This is a genomic window from Burkholderia sp. AU31624, from assembly GCF_020420065.1.
In the GTDB taxonomy this organism is placed as follows: Bacteria; Pseudomonadota; Gammaproteobacteria; order Burkholderiales; family Burkholderiaceae; genus Burkholderia.
In genome coordinates, this window is sequence record NZ_JAIZRT010000005.1 from 332,612 (window position 1) to 347,769 (window position 15,158).

Annotated in this window: 16 protein-coding genes; 8 read left to right on the plus strand and 8 right to left on the minus strand. The window is 67.1% G+C overall.

The annotated features are described in order from the left end of the window. Positions 1–330: 330 nt before the first annotated feature. On the minus strand, positions 331–1,245 hold the full coding sequence (locus LGM89_RS20600; RefSeq protein ID WP_226273768.1) for a LysR family transcriptional regulator: 915 nt from the start codon (positions 1,243–1,245) through the stop codon (positions 331–333). A 161-nt stretch (positions 1,246–1,406) separates the two neighbouring features. On the opposite strand from LGM89_RS20600, the gene LGM89_RS20605 reads away from it, so the two are divergent. From LGM89_RS20605 to LGM89_RS20620, 4 genes are all read left to right on the plus strand, one after another. Next, positions 1,407–2,156 carry an SDR family NAD(P)-dependent oxidoreductase gene (locus LGM89_RS20605; protein WP_089461221.1) on the plus strand — a complete coding sequence of 250 codons (750 nt, stop codon included), beginning with the start codon at positions 1,407–1,409 and terminating at the stop codon, positions 2,154–2,156. A 120-nt stretch (positions 2,157–2,276) separates the two neighbouring features. Beyond that, on the plus strand, positions 2,277–3,137 hold the full coding sequence (locus tag LGM89_RS20610; RefSeq protein ID WP_226206894.1) for an alpha/beta fold hydrolase: 861 nt from the start codon (positions 2,277–2,279) through the stop codon (positions 3,135–3,137). Positions 3,138–3,169: 32 nt separating this feature from the next. After that, positions 3,170–3,916, plus strand: a complete 747-nt coding sequence (locus tag LGM89_RS20615; RefSeq protein ID WP_226273769.1) for an SDR family NAD(P)-dependent oxidoreductase — start codon at positions 3,170–3,172, stop codon at positions 3,914–3,916. Positions 3,917–3,950: 34 nt separating this feature from the next. Beyond that, positions 3,951–4,583, plus strand: coding sequence for a glutathione S-transferase family protein (locus LGM89_RS20620; RefSeq protein WP_226273770.1), 633 nt, complete (start codon positions 3,951–3,953; stop codon positions 4,581–4,583). A 338-nt stretch (positions 4,584–4,921) separates the two neighbouring features. Here the strand turns inward: LGM89_RS20620 and guaA are convergent, their stop codons facing one another. The 5 genes from guaA to LGM89_RS20645 all read right to left on the minus strand — a co-directional run bounded on the left by guaA (position 4,922) and on the right by LGM89_RS20645 (position 10,616). Beyond that, positions 4,922–6,541, minus strand: a complete 1,620-nt coding sequence (gene guaA, locus LGM89_RS20625) for a glutamine-hydrolyzing GMP synthase (RefSeq protein WP_089431228.1) — start codon at positions 6,539–6,541, stop codon at positions 4,922–4,924. Between the two features lie 116 nt (positions 6,542–6,657). After that, entirely contained in the window at positions 6,658–7,275 is a 618-nt protein-coding gene (locus LGM89_RS20630; RefSeq protein ID WP_226273771.1) for a hypothetical protein, read from the minus strand. Positions 7,276–7,281: 6 nt separating this feature from the next. Next, a complete protein-coding gene (gene guaB / locus LGM89_RS20635) occupies positions 7,282–8,742 on the minus strand; it encodes an IMP dehydrogenase (RefSeq protein WP_011352433.1) in 1,461 nt (486 codons plus the stop codon). A 274-nt stretch (positions 8,743–9,016) separates the two neighbouring features. Next, the gene (locus LGM89_RS20640; RefSeq protein ID WP_226273772.1) at positions 9,017–9,823 is read right to left on the minus strand and encodes a DUF2182 domain-containing protein; all 807 of its coding nucleotides are present in this window, start codon (positions 9,821–9,823) and stop codon (positions 9,017–9,019) included. A gap of 28 nt (positions 9,824–9,851) precedes the next feature. Beyond that, entirely contained in the window at positions 9,852–10,616 is a 765-nt protein-coding gene (locus LGM89_RS20645) for a DUF899 domain-containing protein (RefSeq protein WP_089495091.1), read from the minus strand. 114 nt (positions 10,617–10,730) lie between these two features. Between LGM89_RS20645 and LGM89_RS20650 the strand changes: the two genes are divergently transcribed. The 3 genes from LGM89_RS20650 to LGM89_RS20660 all read left to right on the plus strand — a co-directional run bounded on the left by LGM89_RS20650 (position 10,731) and on the right by LGM89_RS20660 (position 13,789). Next, positions 10,731–11,951 (plus strand): helix-turn-helix domain-containing protein, encoded by a 1,221-nt coding sequence (locus LGM89_RS20650; RefSeq protein ID WP_226273773.1) that lies wholly within the window; start codon positions 10,731–10,733, stop codon positions 11,949–11,951. Between the two features lie 31 nt (positions 11,952–11,982). Further along, positions 11,983–12,669 (plus strand): DUF5074 domain-containing protein, encoded by a 687-nt coding sequence (locus LGM89_RS20655; RefSeq protein ID WP_226206900.1) that lies wholly within the window; start codon positions 11,983–11,985, stop codon positions 12,667–12,669. Positions 12,670–12,805: 136 nt separating this feature from the next. Next, complete coding sequence (locus LGM89_RS20660; RefSeq protein ID WP_226273857.1) at positions 12,806–13,789, plus strand: DMT family transporter; 984 nt, start codon at positions 12,806–12,808, stop codon at positions 13,787–13,789. A 54-nt stretch (positions 13,790–13,843) separates the two neighbouring features. On the opposite strand, the gene LGM89_RS20665 is transcribed toward LGM89_RS20660, so the two are convergent. Next, the gene (locus LGM89_RS20665; RefSeq protein WP_089495093.1) at positions 13,844–14,167 is read right to left on the minus strand and encodes an RnfH family protein; all 324 of its coding nucleotides are present in this window, start codon (positions 14,165–14,167) and stop codon (positions 13,844–13,846) included. Positions 14,168–14,171: 4 nt separating this feature from the next. Beyond that, a complete protein-coding gene (locus LGM89_RS20670; protein WP_043190873.1) occupies positions 14,172–14,609 on the minus strand; it encodes a type II toxin-antitoxin system RatA family toxin in 438 nt (145 codons plus the stop codon). Between the two features lie 98 nt (positions 14,610–14,707). Between LGM89_RS20670 and smpB the strand changes: the two genes are divergently transcribed. Next, positions 14,708–15,154, plus strand: a complete 447-nt coding sequence (smpB, locus tag LGM89_RS20675; protein ID WP_039342760.1) for an SsrA-binding protein SmpB — start codon at positions 14,708–14,710, stop codon at positions 15,152–15,154. Positions 15,155–15,158 lie beyond the last annotated feature (4 nt).

Genomic DNA, 15,158 nt, shown 5'->3' on the forward strand with positions numbered 1-15,158 from the left:
CCAGGCCGTTTTCTTGTCGCAGCAGTCTTCCGGTTGATTCCAAATATAAGGCAACGGCAGGACGGCCATTTTGTGGCCGCCCACGACGCTGACTGACTGAGCTGCGATGTGTTCGTGTCATGCAAGGCCTCTTCTTGCACATGATGATGCAGATGGACAGGCTCTCGTCGTCCTGACGCGCCTGCGCGCGCTTGCAGCGCGACATGATGAGCAGGGTGTGCGCCCAACCGATTTCTCCAACCCGTGCGCGGAGCTTGGGCTCGGCACTGTATTGCAAAAAAATTGACGCAGCACCACAGGTTCTGCGCCGAACATGGCAAACCCCTGTCCTTACGACACTCTCGGCTGCTTGGCTTGTTTGGCGGCCGCTGGCACCAGTTCGCTCAACCGGGACAGGAAGAGCTTGAGGATTGGAGAGGTGTTGGAACGGCTGTGACCGACAACGAGGTCGATTGTCGGCGCGTCTCCCGCCAACGGGCGGCTTACCACGGACCACGGCAGCAGGTTCTCGACGTAGTCGGGAATCAACGTCAGCCCGCGCGTCGACGCCACGAGCGACATCACCATCGCTGGATTGTCCACGCCCTGGGTGGGCGTAAGCGTCACACCTTCGCGCTGCAGGTACGTGTCCACCACGGAACGCAGCACGCGCGCCTTGTTGGCCATGGCCACGAAGGGCTGTCCCACGAGTTGTTGCGGTCGGATGCGCTCTTGCGAGGCCAAGGTGTGATCGCTCGGCATCAGCACGACCAGCGGCTCTTGCCCAACCGTCGTGTAGTCCAGATCGAAGCCCGGCTCGGCGCGCAGGAAGGCCAGGTCCAGCCTGCCACGCGCCAATGCATCCGCCAGGTCCGGTGAGTAATCGCTGGAGACCGTCACGTCGATGTTCGGCAACTCGTCGCGTAGCAAGTTCAGCGCCTTCGGCAACCAGGTCATCTCCTGTCCGGTCAGGAAGCCCAGTGCAAAACGCTGCTTGCTCGGCTGCGCCGCCCGGCGCGCGGCCTCGATCGCCGCATCGACCTGACTCAGGGCCAATCGCGCGTGATCGATGAACGCTTTCCCCGCCGGCGTCAGTTCGACGCCGCGCGTGCTGCGGCTCAGCAGATCCACGCCGACCTGATCCTCCAGGTCGCGGATCTGCCGGCTCAGCGAAGGCTGGGAGGTATGCAGCCGCCGCTCGGCGGCCACCGTCAGACTGCCCGTTTCCGCCACAGCGATGAAGTAGCGCAGATGTCTCAGCTCCATGCTTGCTCCCATGCTTTTTAGGCATCCCCACCCGCTTACAAAGTCTTTTTGTTTCTGAGGGGGAGCCCCTAAATTCTCACCCATGGCGGCGGGGAAAGCAGATTCGGAACGACAGCAACCCATCGCCCGTACGTCAACCGTCATACCTCAAGGAGCATATCATGAGCCACCACCCCGTCATTCTCATCACCGGCGCGTTGACCGGCATCGGTCGCGCCACCGCCTTGGCGTTCGCGGACAGCGGCGCCCGTCTCGTCATCTCCGGCCGCCGGTCGGCGGAAGGCCAGGCACTCGAGTCCGAACTCCGTCAGCTGGGCGCCGAGGCCCACTTCATCCAGGCCGATGTCCGGCATGACCAGGAGGTTCAGGATCTGGTGGACCAGACCGTGGCTCACTTCGGCCGCCTGGACGTGGCCGTCAACAACGCCGGCACCGAAGGCCAGCCCGGCCTGATCGTGAACCAGACCGCCGACAGCTACGCCGCCACCTTCGACACCAACGTGCTCGGCACGCTGCTGAGCATGAAGCACGAACTGCGCGTGATGACTGCCCAGGGCAGCGGCAGCATCATCAACATCTCTTCGACTTACGGCCATGAAGGCGCGGCCTACGCGTCGGTGTACGCCGGCAGCAAGCATGCCGTCGAGGGCATGACCAAGTCCGCAGCGCTGGAAGTGGCGGCCGCAGGCGTTCGCGTCAACGCCGTGGCTCCCGGTCCGACCGACACCGGCATGCTGGACCGCTTCACCGCCACGCCGGAGAACAAGGCTGCGCTCGCTTCACGCGTGCCGCTGGGCCGCGTCGGCAAGCCGGCCGAGATTGCAGCGGCCGTGCGCTTCCTGGCTTCGGACGCCGCAGCGTTCGTGACCGGCCAGATCGTCACCGTCGATGGCGGCAAGACAGCCGGCTGATCCGGGCCGCGCCGAGCCGGCGCGGCCCTGCCTGTCACCCAGGCAACGCCCGGCTTTTCACCGAGGCGGGGCAGCACCTTGCCCGCTCAAGGATCCGTCAGCCTCATAGGGAATACGACCATGCACACCTTCACTCATCACACCGCCCCGACCCAGTACATCGAGGCCAATGGCATCCGCTTCGCCTATCGCCGGTTCGGTAAGTCAAGCGGCGTGCCAATCGTTTTCAACCAGCACTACACCGGAACGATGGACTATTGGGATCCGGCCGTGACCGACGGCCTCGCAGAGACGCGCGAGGTGATCCTGTTCAACAACGCCGGCGTGTCCAGCTCGTCCGGCGAGACACCGGCAAGCTTCCCCGAAATGGGCGCCAACGCCATTGCCTTCATCCGCGCGCTCGGCCTCCCCCAGGTCGATGTGCTGGGCATCTCGATTGGCGGTTTTGTCGCGCAAGAGATCGCACTTCAAGGCGGGGATCTCGTGCGCAAGCTCATCCTCGTCGGCACCGGCCATCGCGGCAACGACATGACGGCCAGCCGCTCGGCGGAGATCTTTGCGGGCCGCTACGAGCCGCCTGAACATCTCTGGCTGTCGGTGCACTTCGCTCCGTCCGAGGCCAGCCAGAAAGCCGGCATCGCCTTCCTTCAACGCAAGTGGCGCCGCCAGGATCGCGACCCGGAAGTGAGCGCGCAAACCGTCGCCGCCCAAGGCGCCGCCATCGGCAAATGGATCGCGCCGGACGAGAATGCGCTGGCCTACCTGGAGTCGATCCGGCAGCCCACGCTGATCGTCCAGGGCAGCCACGACGCGATCATCCCGACCGCGCACTCCGTCACGCTGCAGCAGCACCTGCCGAACGCCCAGCTGGTGCTCTATCCGGACGCCGGCCACGGCTCGATTTATCAGTACCCGGAGCGCTTCGTCGCACACGCCGTTCAGTTCCTGAACGAAGGCCCGGCCGGCATGGCCAGCGCTTGAGCGACCTCGCAACCTCTTTAGAGACGGACGTCATGAACTCACTCACGGGCAAGACCGCGCTCGTCACCGGTGCTTCGCGCGGCACCGGCCGCGCCACCGCCTTGACGCTGGCCGCGGCCGGAGCGCAGGTCCTGGTTCACTACGGCAGCGGCGAGACGGAGGCGAGCGCCGTGGTCGACGAAATCCGCCGGGCCGGCGGCAAAGCCGAGACGATCGCAACCGACCTGCGTTCGCCGGACGGTCCGCACCAGCTCGCCGAACGCGTTCGCACCATCATCGGCGGACGGCTGGATGTTCTGGTGGCCAATGCGGGCATCGCCAAGGCCGCGTCGATCGAGGAGACGACGGTCGAGGACTTCGACGCGCTCTTCGCCGTCAACGTGCGCGCACCATTTTTCCTCGTGCAGCAACTACTGCCTGCTCTGTGCAAAGGAAGCAGCATCGTCCTGCTGTCCTCGCTGGCGGCACACGCCTCGGTCGGCACGCTCTCTGCCTACTCGGCCACCAAGGGTGCGATCGATACGCTGGTGAAGCACTGGGCTGCGGCTCTCGGCTCGCGTGGCATCCGCGTCAACGCGGTGGCACCGGGCGTCGTGGAAACCGAGATGTCGAGTTTCACCAAGACGGACGCGGGACGCGAGGCAACCCTCGGCATGCAGGCCTTGCAACGCGTGGCCCAACCCGAAGACATCGCCAGCGTCGTCGCGTTCCTGGCCTCGGACCAGGCGCGCTGGATCACCGGTGACACGTTGCGCGTGGATGGCGGCTCCAAGCTCTGAGCCCGCACCCATTCAATCTCTCAAGGAAATTCAAATGAAGCTCTATCACTCCACGTCGTCGCCCAATTCCCGTCGCGTGCGTATCCTGCTCGCCGAGAAGGGCCTCACTCCCACCCTGGTGCCGGTCGACCTGGGCACGGGCGAACAACACGGCGACGCCTACCGCGCCATCAATCCGCGCCGCGTCGTGCCCACGCTGGTGCTGGATGATGGGACGGCCCTCGGCGAAGTGCCCGTCATCAGCCGCTACCTCGATGATGTGTACCCGACGCCGTCGCTCTTCGGCACGACGCCCGCGGAACAGGCCGTGGTCTCGATGTGGGATCGCCGCATCGAGCAGGAAGGTTTCGCGTCAGTGATGGAAGCGATTCGTAACAAGGCGCCCGGCCTGAAGGGTCGAGCGATCGCGGGACCGCACGACTACGAGCAGATCCCTGCACTGGTTGAGCGCAGCACGCAGCGCGTGAAAAATCTGTTCGCGGACATGAACGCGCGGTTGGCCGAGTCGCCCTTCGCCGCTGGCGAGAACTTCTCGGTAGCGGACATCACGCTGCTCGCCACAGTGGATTTCGCCGCCAAGGCGATCGACTTGTCGATTCCGGAAGAATTCCGTGCGCTGCGACGCTGGTACGACGCCGTCTCGCTTCGCGGCAGCGCAGCCGCTTGAACGCAGTCCGTTTCGCACATTCCGAAACATTCACCGCGTCCAATTTTTTGACGGCGTTACCGTCGGCTTTACCGTCAGGGATCGGGAGACCTGCGGATGCCCCGAAAGCCGAATAAAACAAGCTTCCCCGGGAAGACTTTTACCGTCGAAGACGGTAAAAGTCTGAATAGTGACCGGGAATGTCTTGATCCGGCCTCGACTTTTACCGCCCACTCTACCGCCAACTTGTTTTGCAGGCCGACGATAGCCACCGATAGACTCCGCGACGTATTGATTTGACAGTCAAAACGTTACGGCAGTTTTTCGATGGCTGGCGATAATCATCGAAGGACGTCAATTCACTCCCACTCGATCGTCGCCGGCGGCTTGCCCGAGATGTCGTACACCACACGGTTGATCCCGCGCACCTCGTTGATGATCCGGTTCGACGCGCGGCCGAGCAGCGCGTACGGCAGGTGCGCCCAGTGCGCGGTCATGAAGTCGGTCGTCTGCACCGCGCGCAGCGACGTCACGTAGTCGTACGTGCGGCCATCGCCCATCACGCCCACCGACTTCACCGGCAGGAACACCGCGAACGCCTGGCTCGTCAGGTCGTACCAGCTCTTGCCGACATCGGCTTCGCCGCACAGGCCGGCAGCCGCATCCTGCGCGGTCGCGGTCGTGTTGCGCAGTTCCTCGATGAAGATCGCGTCCGCGCGGCGCAGCAGGTCCGCGAACTCGCGCTTCACTTCGCCGAGAATCCGCACGCCGAGGCCCGGGCCCGGGAACGGATGGCGGTACACCATCTCCGGCGGCAGGCCGAGCGCAACGCCCAGCTCGCGCACTTCGTCCTTGAACAGGTCGCGCAGCGGCTCGAGCAGCTTCAGGCCGAGCGTTTCCGGCAGGCCGCCGACGTTGTGGTGGCTCTTGATCGTCGTCGCCTTCTTCGTCTTCGTGCCGCCCGATTCGACCACGTCCGGGTAGATCGTGCCCTGCGCGAGCCACTTCGCCTTCGACAGCTTCTGCGCCTCGGCCTGGAACACCTCGACGAACTCGCGGCCGATGATCTTGCGCTTCGCTTCCGGATCGGTCACACCGGCCAGGTGGCCGAGGAACTGTTCGGACGCGTCGACGTGCACGACCTTCGCATGCAGGCGGCCCTCGAACATGTCGAGCACCATCTTGCCTTCGTTCAGGCGCAGCAGGCCGTGGTCGACGAACACGCAGGTGAGCTGGTCGCCGATCGCGCGATGGATCAGCGCAGCCGCGACGCTCGAATCGACACCGCCCGACAGGCCGAGAATCACTTCCTCGTCACCGACCTGCTCGCGGATCTTCGCGACGGCTTCCTCGATGTGGTTGCTCATGATCCAGTCGGGCTTCGCACCGGCGATCTGCAGCACGAAGCGCTCGATGATCTGGCGGCCCTTCACCGTGTGCGTGACTTCGGGATGGAACTGCACCGCGTAGTAGCCGCGCGCCTCGTCGGCCATCCCGGCGATCGGGCAGCTCGGCGTCGACGCCATCAGCGCGAAGCCCGGCGGCAGTTCGGCAACCTTGTCGCCGTGGCTCATCCAGACCTTCAGCATCCCGTGGCCTTCGTCCGTCTTGAAGTCCTCGATGCCGTCGAGCAGGCGCGTGTGGCCGTGTGCGCGCATTTCCGCGTAACCGAATTCGCGGTGATCGCTCCACTCGACCTTGCCGCCGAGCTGCACGGCCATCGTCTGCATGCCGTAGCAGATGCCGAGCACCGGCACGCCGAGATCCCACACGGCCTGCGGCGCGCGCAGCTGATGGTCTTCGTACGTGCTCGCGTGGCTGCCCGACAGGATCACCGCCTTCGGCGCGAACTCGCGGACGAAGTCGTCGGACACATCGTTCGGATGGATTTCGCAGTAGACGTGCGCTTCGCGCACGCGTCGCGCAATCAGTTGGGTGACTTGCGAACCGAAGTCGAGAATCAGGATTTTGTCGTGCATGGCTGCGGACGGGATGAAGAGAATAAGAAAAGCAGCGCATCATTTTCATCATGCGCTGCGTCAATAGCATGGACAGCGGCGTCGGGCGGAAGGCAGCACGCGCGACGCATGGCCGGTCAATCCTGCATCGGCGGGCGCTCGTCGAGTGCGACGGTGCCGGACGACGATGAGCCGGATGCGGCCGGTGACGACGATGCAGCGGACGCTGCGGGACGGCTGACGACGGGTTCGACACGCTGCGGTGCAGGTGACGACGCGGGTGCCGTCGCCGGCTCGGCCGGACGCTGCGCAGGCGCGCGCGCCTCGAGCGCCTGCTCCCGCGCCTGCGCTTTTTCGCGCTGGCGCACGGCCGATGCGAGCCGCACGCCGCCGAGGCCGAGCACGATCAGCGCGACACCGGCCACGGCCGACAGCACGCGGCCAGCGGCCGCGAGCGCGGGACCGCTGCCGGTGCCGATCGACCAGACGATCGTCAGCGCGCCGGTCAGCCAATACACATGGCCGACCGAACGCGCGACCGGCGCCGTGAGATCCCCGTTGAACGCTGCATGAAACGCGAGCCACGCGAGCCCGAGCAACGCGATGCCGAACGCCTGGCCGAGCATCGCCGGCTGGACGTTCGCAAGCTGCAGCGCGTTGAAGAGCGACTGCCAGGGCGTCAGCACGAACAGCACGCCGAACGCCAGCAGCAGGACGGCATCGATGATCAGCACGGCTCGCAGCAGCGGTTTCATCGGCAATCAGTCCACGTGGTAGTTCGGCGCTTCCTTCGTGATCTGCACGTCGTGCACGTGCGACTCGCGCATGCCCGCCGCGGTGATCTGGACGAATTCAGCCTTGTCGTGCAGCTCGTCGATCGTCTTGCAGCCGCAGTAGCCCATGCTCGCGCGCACGCCGCCGACCAGCTGGAACAGGATCGCGTTGACCGAGCCCTTGTACGCGACACGGCCTTCGATGCCTTCCGGCACGAGCTTGTCGATGTTCGCCGAGTTGTCCTGGAAGTAGCGGTCTGCCGCGCCGTCCTTCATCGCACCGACCGAACCCATGCCGCGATACGACTTGTACTGGCGGCCCTGGTACAGGAACACGTCGCCCGGCGCCTCTTCGGTGCCCGCGAACATGCTGCCCATCATCACCGCGTTCGCGCCGGCCGCGAGGGCCTTCGACACGTCGCCCGAGAAGCGCACGCCGCCGTCGGCGATGCACGGCACGCCCGTGCCCTTCAGCGCTTCCGCGACGTTCGCGATCGCGCTGATCTGCGGCACGCCGACACCGGCGACGATCCGCGTCGTGCAGATCGAGCCCGGGCCGATACCGACCTTGACCGCATCCGCGCCGTATTCGACGAGCGCCTTCGCGGCGGCGGCCGTCGCGATGTTGCCGCCGATCACTTCGACGTGCGGGAAGTTCTGCTTGACCCAGCGAACGCGCTCGAGCACGCCCTTGCTGTGGCCGTGCGCGGTATCGACGACGATCACGTCGACGCCGGCCTGCACCAGCAGCTCGACACGCTCTTCGTTGTCGGGACCGACGCCGACCGCCGCGCCTGCGCGCAGCTTGCCGTGTTCGTCCTTGCACGCGTCCGGGTGCTCGGTCTGCTTCGTGATGTCCTTGACGGTCATCAGGCCGCGCAGTTCGAACGCGTCGTTGACGACCAGCACGCGCTCGAGGCGGTGGCTGTGCATCAGCGCCTTCGCTTCGGCGAGCGGCGTGCCTTCCTTGACCGTGACGAGGCGCTCGCGCGGCGTCATGATCGACTTGACCGGCTCGTCGAGGCGGGTTTCGAAACGCAGGTCGCGGTTCGTGACGATGCCGACGAGCTGCGGGCCTTCGACGACCGGGAAGCCGGAGATGCCATGCTGGCGCGACAGCGCGATCACGTCGCGCACCTTCATTTGCGGCGGCACCGTGATCGGATCGCGGACGACGCCCGATTCGAAACGCTTGACCTTCGCGACCTCGCGGGCCTGTTCGGCCGGCGTGAGGTTCTTGTGGACGATACCGACGCCACCTTGCTGGGCCATCGCGATCGCAAGGCGACCTTCGGTGACCGTGTCCATCGCGGCGGACACGAGCGGCATGTTCAGGGAGATGTTGCGGGTCAGCTTGGTCTTGAGGCTGGTGTCGCGCGGGAGAACGTCGGAGAAGGCGGGAACGAGGAGCACATCATCGAAAGTGAGTGCTTTTTGGATCAGACGCATGGCAAATCCTATGGGCGCAAAAGCGAATTATACGCGAAGCGCTGCGAATTTTCACAACACGAACAACGGCTTAGCCGGTTTCGGCCGTTCGGGGGCCGAATCGTTCGGATCGCCGTTCGGTTCGTTTTCGATCGCCTTTCGTTTCACCGCCGCATCGAGCCATTCGCGCAGCCGGCCGCGAAACGGCCCATCTGCCTGTTGCGGACGGCCCACGCGGCGGCGGCGACGATGAAGCCCGGCCCGGCAATGGGCCGAACGGGCCCACCGTCCCGCCTCATAGCAGCCCGGCCGCGCGGACGATCATCACCACGCCGCCGCCGACCACGACGCAGCCGACGATCCGCGCAACCCGCCCGCCCGCCGGCATCAGGCGCTCGGCGGCGATCGCAACCGTCACGACCGCCATCACGCGCAGATCCATCATGCCGATGGCCAGCGCGACCGCCATCAGGTTGCCGCAGCAGGCCCCGCATCGCGTGGCGGCGCTCACCCCGTGCCGCCATGCCGCACCGGCCTCCGCGTGCGGCGGATGCACGCCGGTCGCCGCGTGCCGGCAGCACGTCAGCCGGCGCGCCTTCCATCCGGAGAATTGCAGGACGCCTGCGACCGATACGACCGCGCCGGCCACGAACGGCATGGCGCGAGCGAGCGCCGGCAGCCTTGCAGCGGCACTCGTCAGCGCCGCGCCGGCCGGAAACACGAGCACGCCGACTGCCATCCACACGGCGAAATACCCGGCGCCCACCACGGCGACGAGCCAGGTCGAACGCGCCGCCGCCAGCGGCCCGGCGCCCTGCCGGTATCGCCACAGCACCGGCGCGAGCACGGGCAGCATCATCGTCGCCGTCATCGCGCCCCACATGCGGGCGAACGCCTCGAACGTGCGGCCGGCGCCCCATCCGCACGGCCGCTGCCATGCCGCCGGCGTCATCCAGCCGCCGGACATTGGTGCGCCGCCTATCGCGGCCATCGACGCGTGCTGCATCACGGTCGCAACAACGGCAACGGCGAACACGGCCGCGAGCGCCACCGCGAAGGCCCGCGGATCGGGGCCCGCGACGCCTGCGGCAGGCCGAGTCATCGCCCGCCTCCGCCCGTCGCCGGCGCGCTCAGCCGCGTGCGTACTCGTCATGACGGCGCCACCACGGGCCGGTCTCGTTGCGCCCGTGCGGCGCGCGATCGAGCCACTGGTACATCCCCCACAGCCCGTCGAGGCCGCGCGCATAGGTGGAATACGTGTGATAAACCGCACCGTCCTCGCGCACGAACGCGCTCATCCCCGGCCGGTCGAGCGAATACGTGAGCGCGTCGGTACCGCAGGTCGCCGCGAATGCCACGACGGGTGCCGGCGGCGGATCCATGTCCATCGCGTGGCCGGCCCGCGCGTAGTTGTACTCGACGTCGCCCGCGCGCTGCTGCGTTTCGGTAAACGACACGTTGAAGTCGAAGTTGAAATCGCTGCCGACCGACGACGCCCACGGGAAGTGCCACCCCATCCGCTGGCGGTACGCGAGCAGCTTCGCGAGCGGCGCGCGCGACACGGCGGCGAGCGTCACGTCGTGGTTCGCCAGGTGCACGGCGAAGCCGTCGAAACCGTCGGCGACCGACGAACACGACGGGCAGCCGGCCTGGTAGTCGGGGCCGAACATGAAGTGATAGACGAGCAGTTGCGAACGGCCGCGAAACAGGTCGTCGAGCGTTGCCCGCCCGTCTTCGGTGTCGAACCGGTAGGTCTTGTCGACGCGCACCCAGGGCAGTGCCTGGCGCCGCCGCGCGAGTTCGTCGCTTTGCCGCGTCAGCGCCTTTTCCGCGTCGAGCAGCGCGCGGCGTTCGGCCAGCCATTCGTCGCGGGTTCCGGTGAGATGAGTCGTCATGGCGGGTTCCTCCTTCCGATGGGTATCCGGGCACGGCGTCCGGTGCCGTGTGCGTGGTGCTAGATTAGGGGCGGGCATCGGACCGGAGGGAGTGACAAGTGTGTCGGGATTCGGATGGATTCGCTGATCACCGCGGCCGCGCGCGCGCTCGCGGCCGGTGACGCGCTCGGCGCGCTGAACCGCGTCGCGCTGCGCGACGATGCGCCGGCGCTCGCGCTGCGCGGGATCGCGATAGCGCAGCTCGGCGATTTCGAACGGGCTCGCGCACTCGTGCGCGGCGCCGCTCGTGCGTTCGGCGCCAGGGAGGCCGTGGCGCGTGCGCGCTGCGTCGTCGCGGAAGCGGAGATCGCGCTCGCGTCGCGCGACCTGCGCTGGCCGACGCGCGCGCTCGATGCCGCATGCGCGACGCTCGACGCGCACGGCGACCGCGCGAACGCCGCGCATGCGCACTATCTCGGCGTGCGCCGGCTGCTGCTGATCGGCCAGCTCGACGATGCCGAGCGGATGCTCGCGAATCTCGATCCCGCGCCGCTGCCGGCTGCATCGCGCGCCGCCCATGAGCTGATCGCGGCCGGCATTGCGATGCGCCGCATCCGCACGCACGCGGCCCGCGCAGCGCTTGCCCGTGCGCGCGCAGCCGCCCGCGACGCGGGCATCGCCGCGCTGACGGCCGAGGTCGAGGCCGCGGCACGCGTGCTCGACGCCCCGGCCGCGCGCCTCATCGCGCGCGGTACATCGCGGCTCGTGCAACTCGACGAAGTCGAAACACTGTTCGCGTCGAACGCGCTCGTCGTCGATGCGTGCCGCCACACGGTGCGCGATGCGCGCACGACCGTGTCGCTTGCGCGGCGGCCCGTGCTGTTCGTGCTTGCCCGCGCGCTCGGCGAGGCCTGGCCGGCCGACGTGTCGCGCAACGCGCTCGTTGCCGTCGCATTCCGCGCGAAACACGCTGACGAATCGCATCGCGCACGCCTGCGTGTCGAGATCGGCCGGCTGCGCGCGGTGCTGCGGCCGCTCGCGAACGTCGTCGCCACCCCGCGCGGCTTCGCGCTCGAACCGCTCGGCATACGCGAGACCGTCGTGCTGGCGCGCCCGGTCGACGATCGCCACGCGGCCGTGCTCGCGCTCCTCGCCGATGGCGAAGCGTGGTCGAGCTCCGCGCTGGCGCTGGCCCTCGGCGCAAGCCAGCGCACCGTGCAGCGCGCGCTCGACGCACTCGCCGAAGCCGACAAGGTCCAGGCGCTCGGCCGCGGCCGCGCGCGCCGCTGGATGACGCCGCCATTGCCCGGTTTCGCGACGACCTTGTTACTCCCTGCCCCGCTGCCGGCCGATTAGGATGACCGCATCGAACGACGAGGTAACGAACATGAAACGCTCCCGAGCAGACATCCTTCGCGAATACGGCCCGTTTCCGGGCGTCGACGGCGTACACGGCGTCACGTACGACGGGCAGTACGTGTGGTACGCGTCCGGCGACAAGCTGAATGCGCTCGACCCCGAACGCGGCACGACCGTCCGCTCGCTCGACGTTGCCGCGCATGCGGGCACGGCGTTCGACGGCCGCCACCTGTACCAGATCGTCGAAGATCGCATCGAGAAGATCGATCCCGAATCGGGCCGCGTGCTCGCGACGATCCCCGCTCCCGGCAAAGGCGGCGATTCCGGGCTGGCCTGGGCCGAAGGCGCGCTGTGGGTCGGCCAGTACCGCGAACGCAAGATTCATCAGGTGGACCCGCAAACGGGCGCCGTGCTGCGCACGATCGAATCGAACCGCTTCGTCACCGGCGTGACGTGGGTCGACGGCGAGCTGTGGCACGGCACCTGGGAAGCCGACCAGGCCGACCTGCGGCACATCGATCCGCGCACCGGCCAGGTGCTCGAGCAGATCGACATGCCGGCCGGCGTCGGCGTATCGGGGCTCGAATCCGACGGCCACGAGCGCTTCTACTGCGGCGGCGGCAACAGCGGCACGTTGCGCGCCGTACGTCGGCCCGCGCGAGCCGGGGCGTCGGGCCACAACGCGGGCGCACCGCCCGATTCGGCTGACGAATGATCCGCAGCCTGCCGTGATCGCTCCCGGGCGCAGCACGCGTGCGCGCCGCCCGGTGCCGAGTGCAGGAATGAACAAGACGACGTGGCAGCCGCGTCGCTACGATGCGCGCTCGTCAGTCATGTGTTCGGAGCGGTCGATGCGACGCGGTGTGGTCTATGGTGTCCTGGCAGGTGCCCTGTGGGGCATGGTGTTTCTCGTTCCTCGGCTGCTGACCGACTTCTCGCCGCTGCTGCTGAGCGCCGGCCGCTACGCGATGTACGGCCTCGTGTCGCTGGCGGCCGCCCTGCCGGCGGCCCGCTCGCTGCTCGCGCGGCTGACCCGCGAGGATCTCGTCGCGCTGGTCAGGCTCGCCGTCGTCGGCAACGTCGCGTACTACATGCTGCTGTCCGGCGCCGTGCATCTGATCGGCATCGCGCCCAGTTCGCTGATCGTCGGCGTGCTGCCCGTCACGGTCACGCTCGCGGGCCTCGGCGACCACGGCGCCGTGCCGCTGCGGCGGCTCGCGGCCCCACTCGCGCTGGTGATCGCGGGCATCGTCTGCATCAACGTCGACCTGTTCACCTCCGAGGCCGCGCATGCGACGACCCTCGGCCAGAAGCTCGCGGGCATGACCTGCGCGGCCGGCGCGCTCGCGAGCTGGACCTGGTATGCGGTCGCGAACGCACGCTATCTGCAGCGCCATCATCATTTCGGCGGCAACGAGTGGTCGGTGCTGTGGGGTGTCGTGACGGGCCTGATCGGCGGGCTCGTCTGGATCGCGATCCTCGCGCTCCCGGCCGGCACCGTACAGGCAGCGGTCCCGGCGTCGCGCTGGCAACTGTTCTGGCTGCTGAACCTGGTGCTCGCGATCGGCGCGTCGTGGCTCGGCAACGGGCTGTGGAACGCCGCGTCGAAGCGGCTGCCGCTCACGCTGTCGGGCCAGCTGATCGTGTTCGAAACCGTGTTCGCGATGCTTTACGCGTTCGTGTACGACCAGCGGATGCCGCATGCACTCGAGATCGCCGCGCTGGTGCTGCTGCTCGCGGGCGTCTACGGATCGGTGCGGCAGCACGGCGACACGCCCGCCGGCGGCGATACGTCGGAAAGCGCGCCGGCAAACGCAAACGCCGCGGCCCACTGAGCGCCACGGCGTTTGATCAGACGAATCGGGACGAAAGGCGTGGAACGGCCGGCGTCAGCGCGAATCCTTGTGCATCCACTTGCGGCCCTCGATGGAGCCGGCGCGGCGCGACTTGTCGACGCGGCGCTGGCGCGCGAGCTTCGGATCGACGATCAACGGGCGGTAGATCTCGACGCGGTCGTGGTCGGCAAGCGGTGCGTCGAGCGGCGCAAGCCTGCCGTACACGCCCGTCTTCGCGTTCGCGAGATCGATTTCCGGGTGCATCGCGAGCACGCCGCTCGCATCGATCGCCGAACGAACGGTCGCCCCTTCGGGCAGCGACAGCGGAATCAGCGTCTGGCGATCCGGCAGCGCGTAGCAGACTTCGATCGACAGCATCGCGTCACCCCTTCCCGTAGCGCTGGTCGGCGCGCTTCACGAACGAATCGACGAACGTGTTCGCGATATGGCTGAACACGGGCCCGATGATCTTCTCGAGCAGGATGCTCGAGAACTCGTAGTGCAGCGCGAATTCGATCTTGCAGGCATCGGCACGCAGTGCCGTGAAGCGCCACGCGCCCGTGAACTTCTTGAACGGGCCGTCCGTGAACTCCATGTCGATCCGCGTCGGGCGCTGCTGCGTGTTGCGCGTCGCGAAATGCTGCTTGATGCCCTTGAAGTTGATGTCGATGCGCGCTTCCATCCCGCTCTCGTCCTGACGGCGAATCTCGACACCGCCGCACCAGGGCAGGAAATTGGGGTAGTCGGCCACGTCGGTGACGAGGTCGAACATCTGTTCCGCCGAGTGACGGATCAATACGGTTTTCTGGACATCTGCCATAAATCGCGCGGCATCGCTCAAGGTGAGAACGCAAGCCGGGCGATTCCCGCCCCGCTTTGCTAAAATCGTGATTTTAAACGAGTTGGCCCGATCCTTTCATGAGCATCATCGACAACAGGAAAGCGCACTTCGATTACCACATCGAGGAACGCTACGAGGCGGGGCTCGTGCTCGAGGGCTGGGAAGTCAAGGCGCTGCGCGCCGGGCGCGGCCAGATCCGGGAAGGTTACGTCGTGATCAAGCACGCCGAGATCTTCCTGATCGGTACCCATATCAGCCCGCTGCCCGAGGCTTCGACCCACATCACGCCCGACCCGGTTCGCACGCGCAAGCTGCTGCTGCACCGCGAGGAAATCAAGAAACTGATCGGCAAGGTCGAGCAGCGCGGCTACACGCTCGTGCCGCTGAACTTCCACTACAAGGGCGGTCGCGTGAAGTGCGACATCGCGCTCGCGAAGGGCAAGAAGCTGCACGACAAGCGCGAAACCGAGAAGAAGCGCGACTGGGAACGCGAAAAGGCCCGCATCATGCGCGCCGGCACCTGACCTG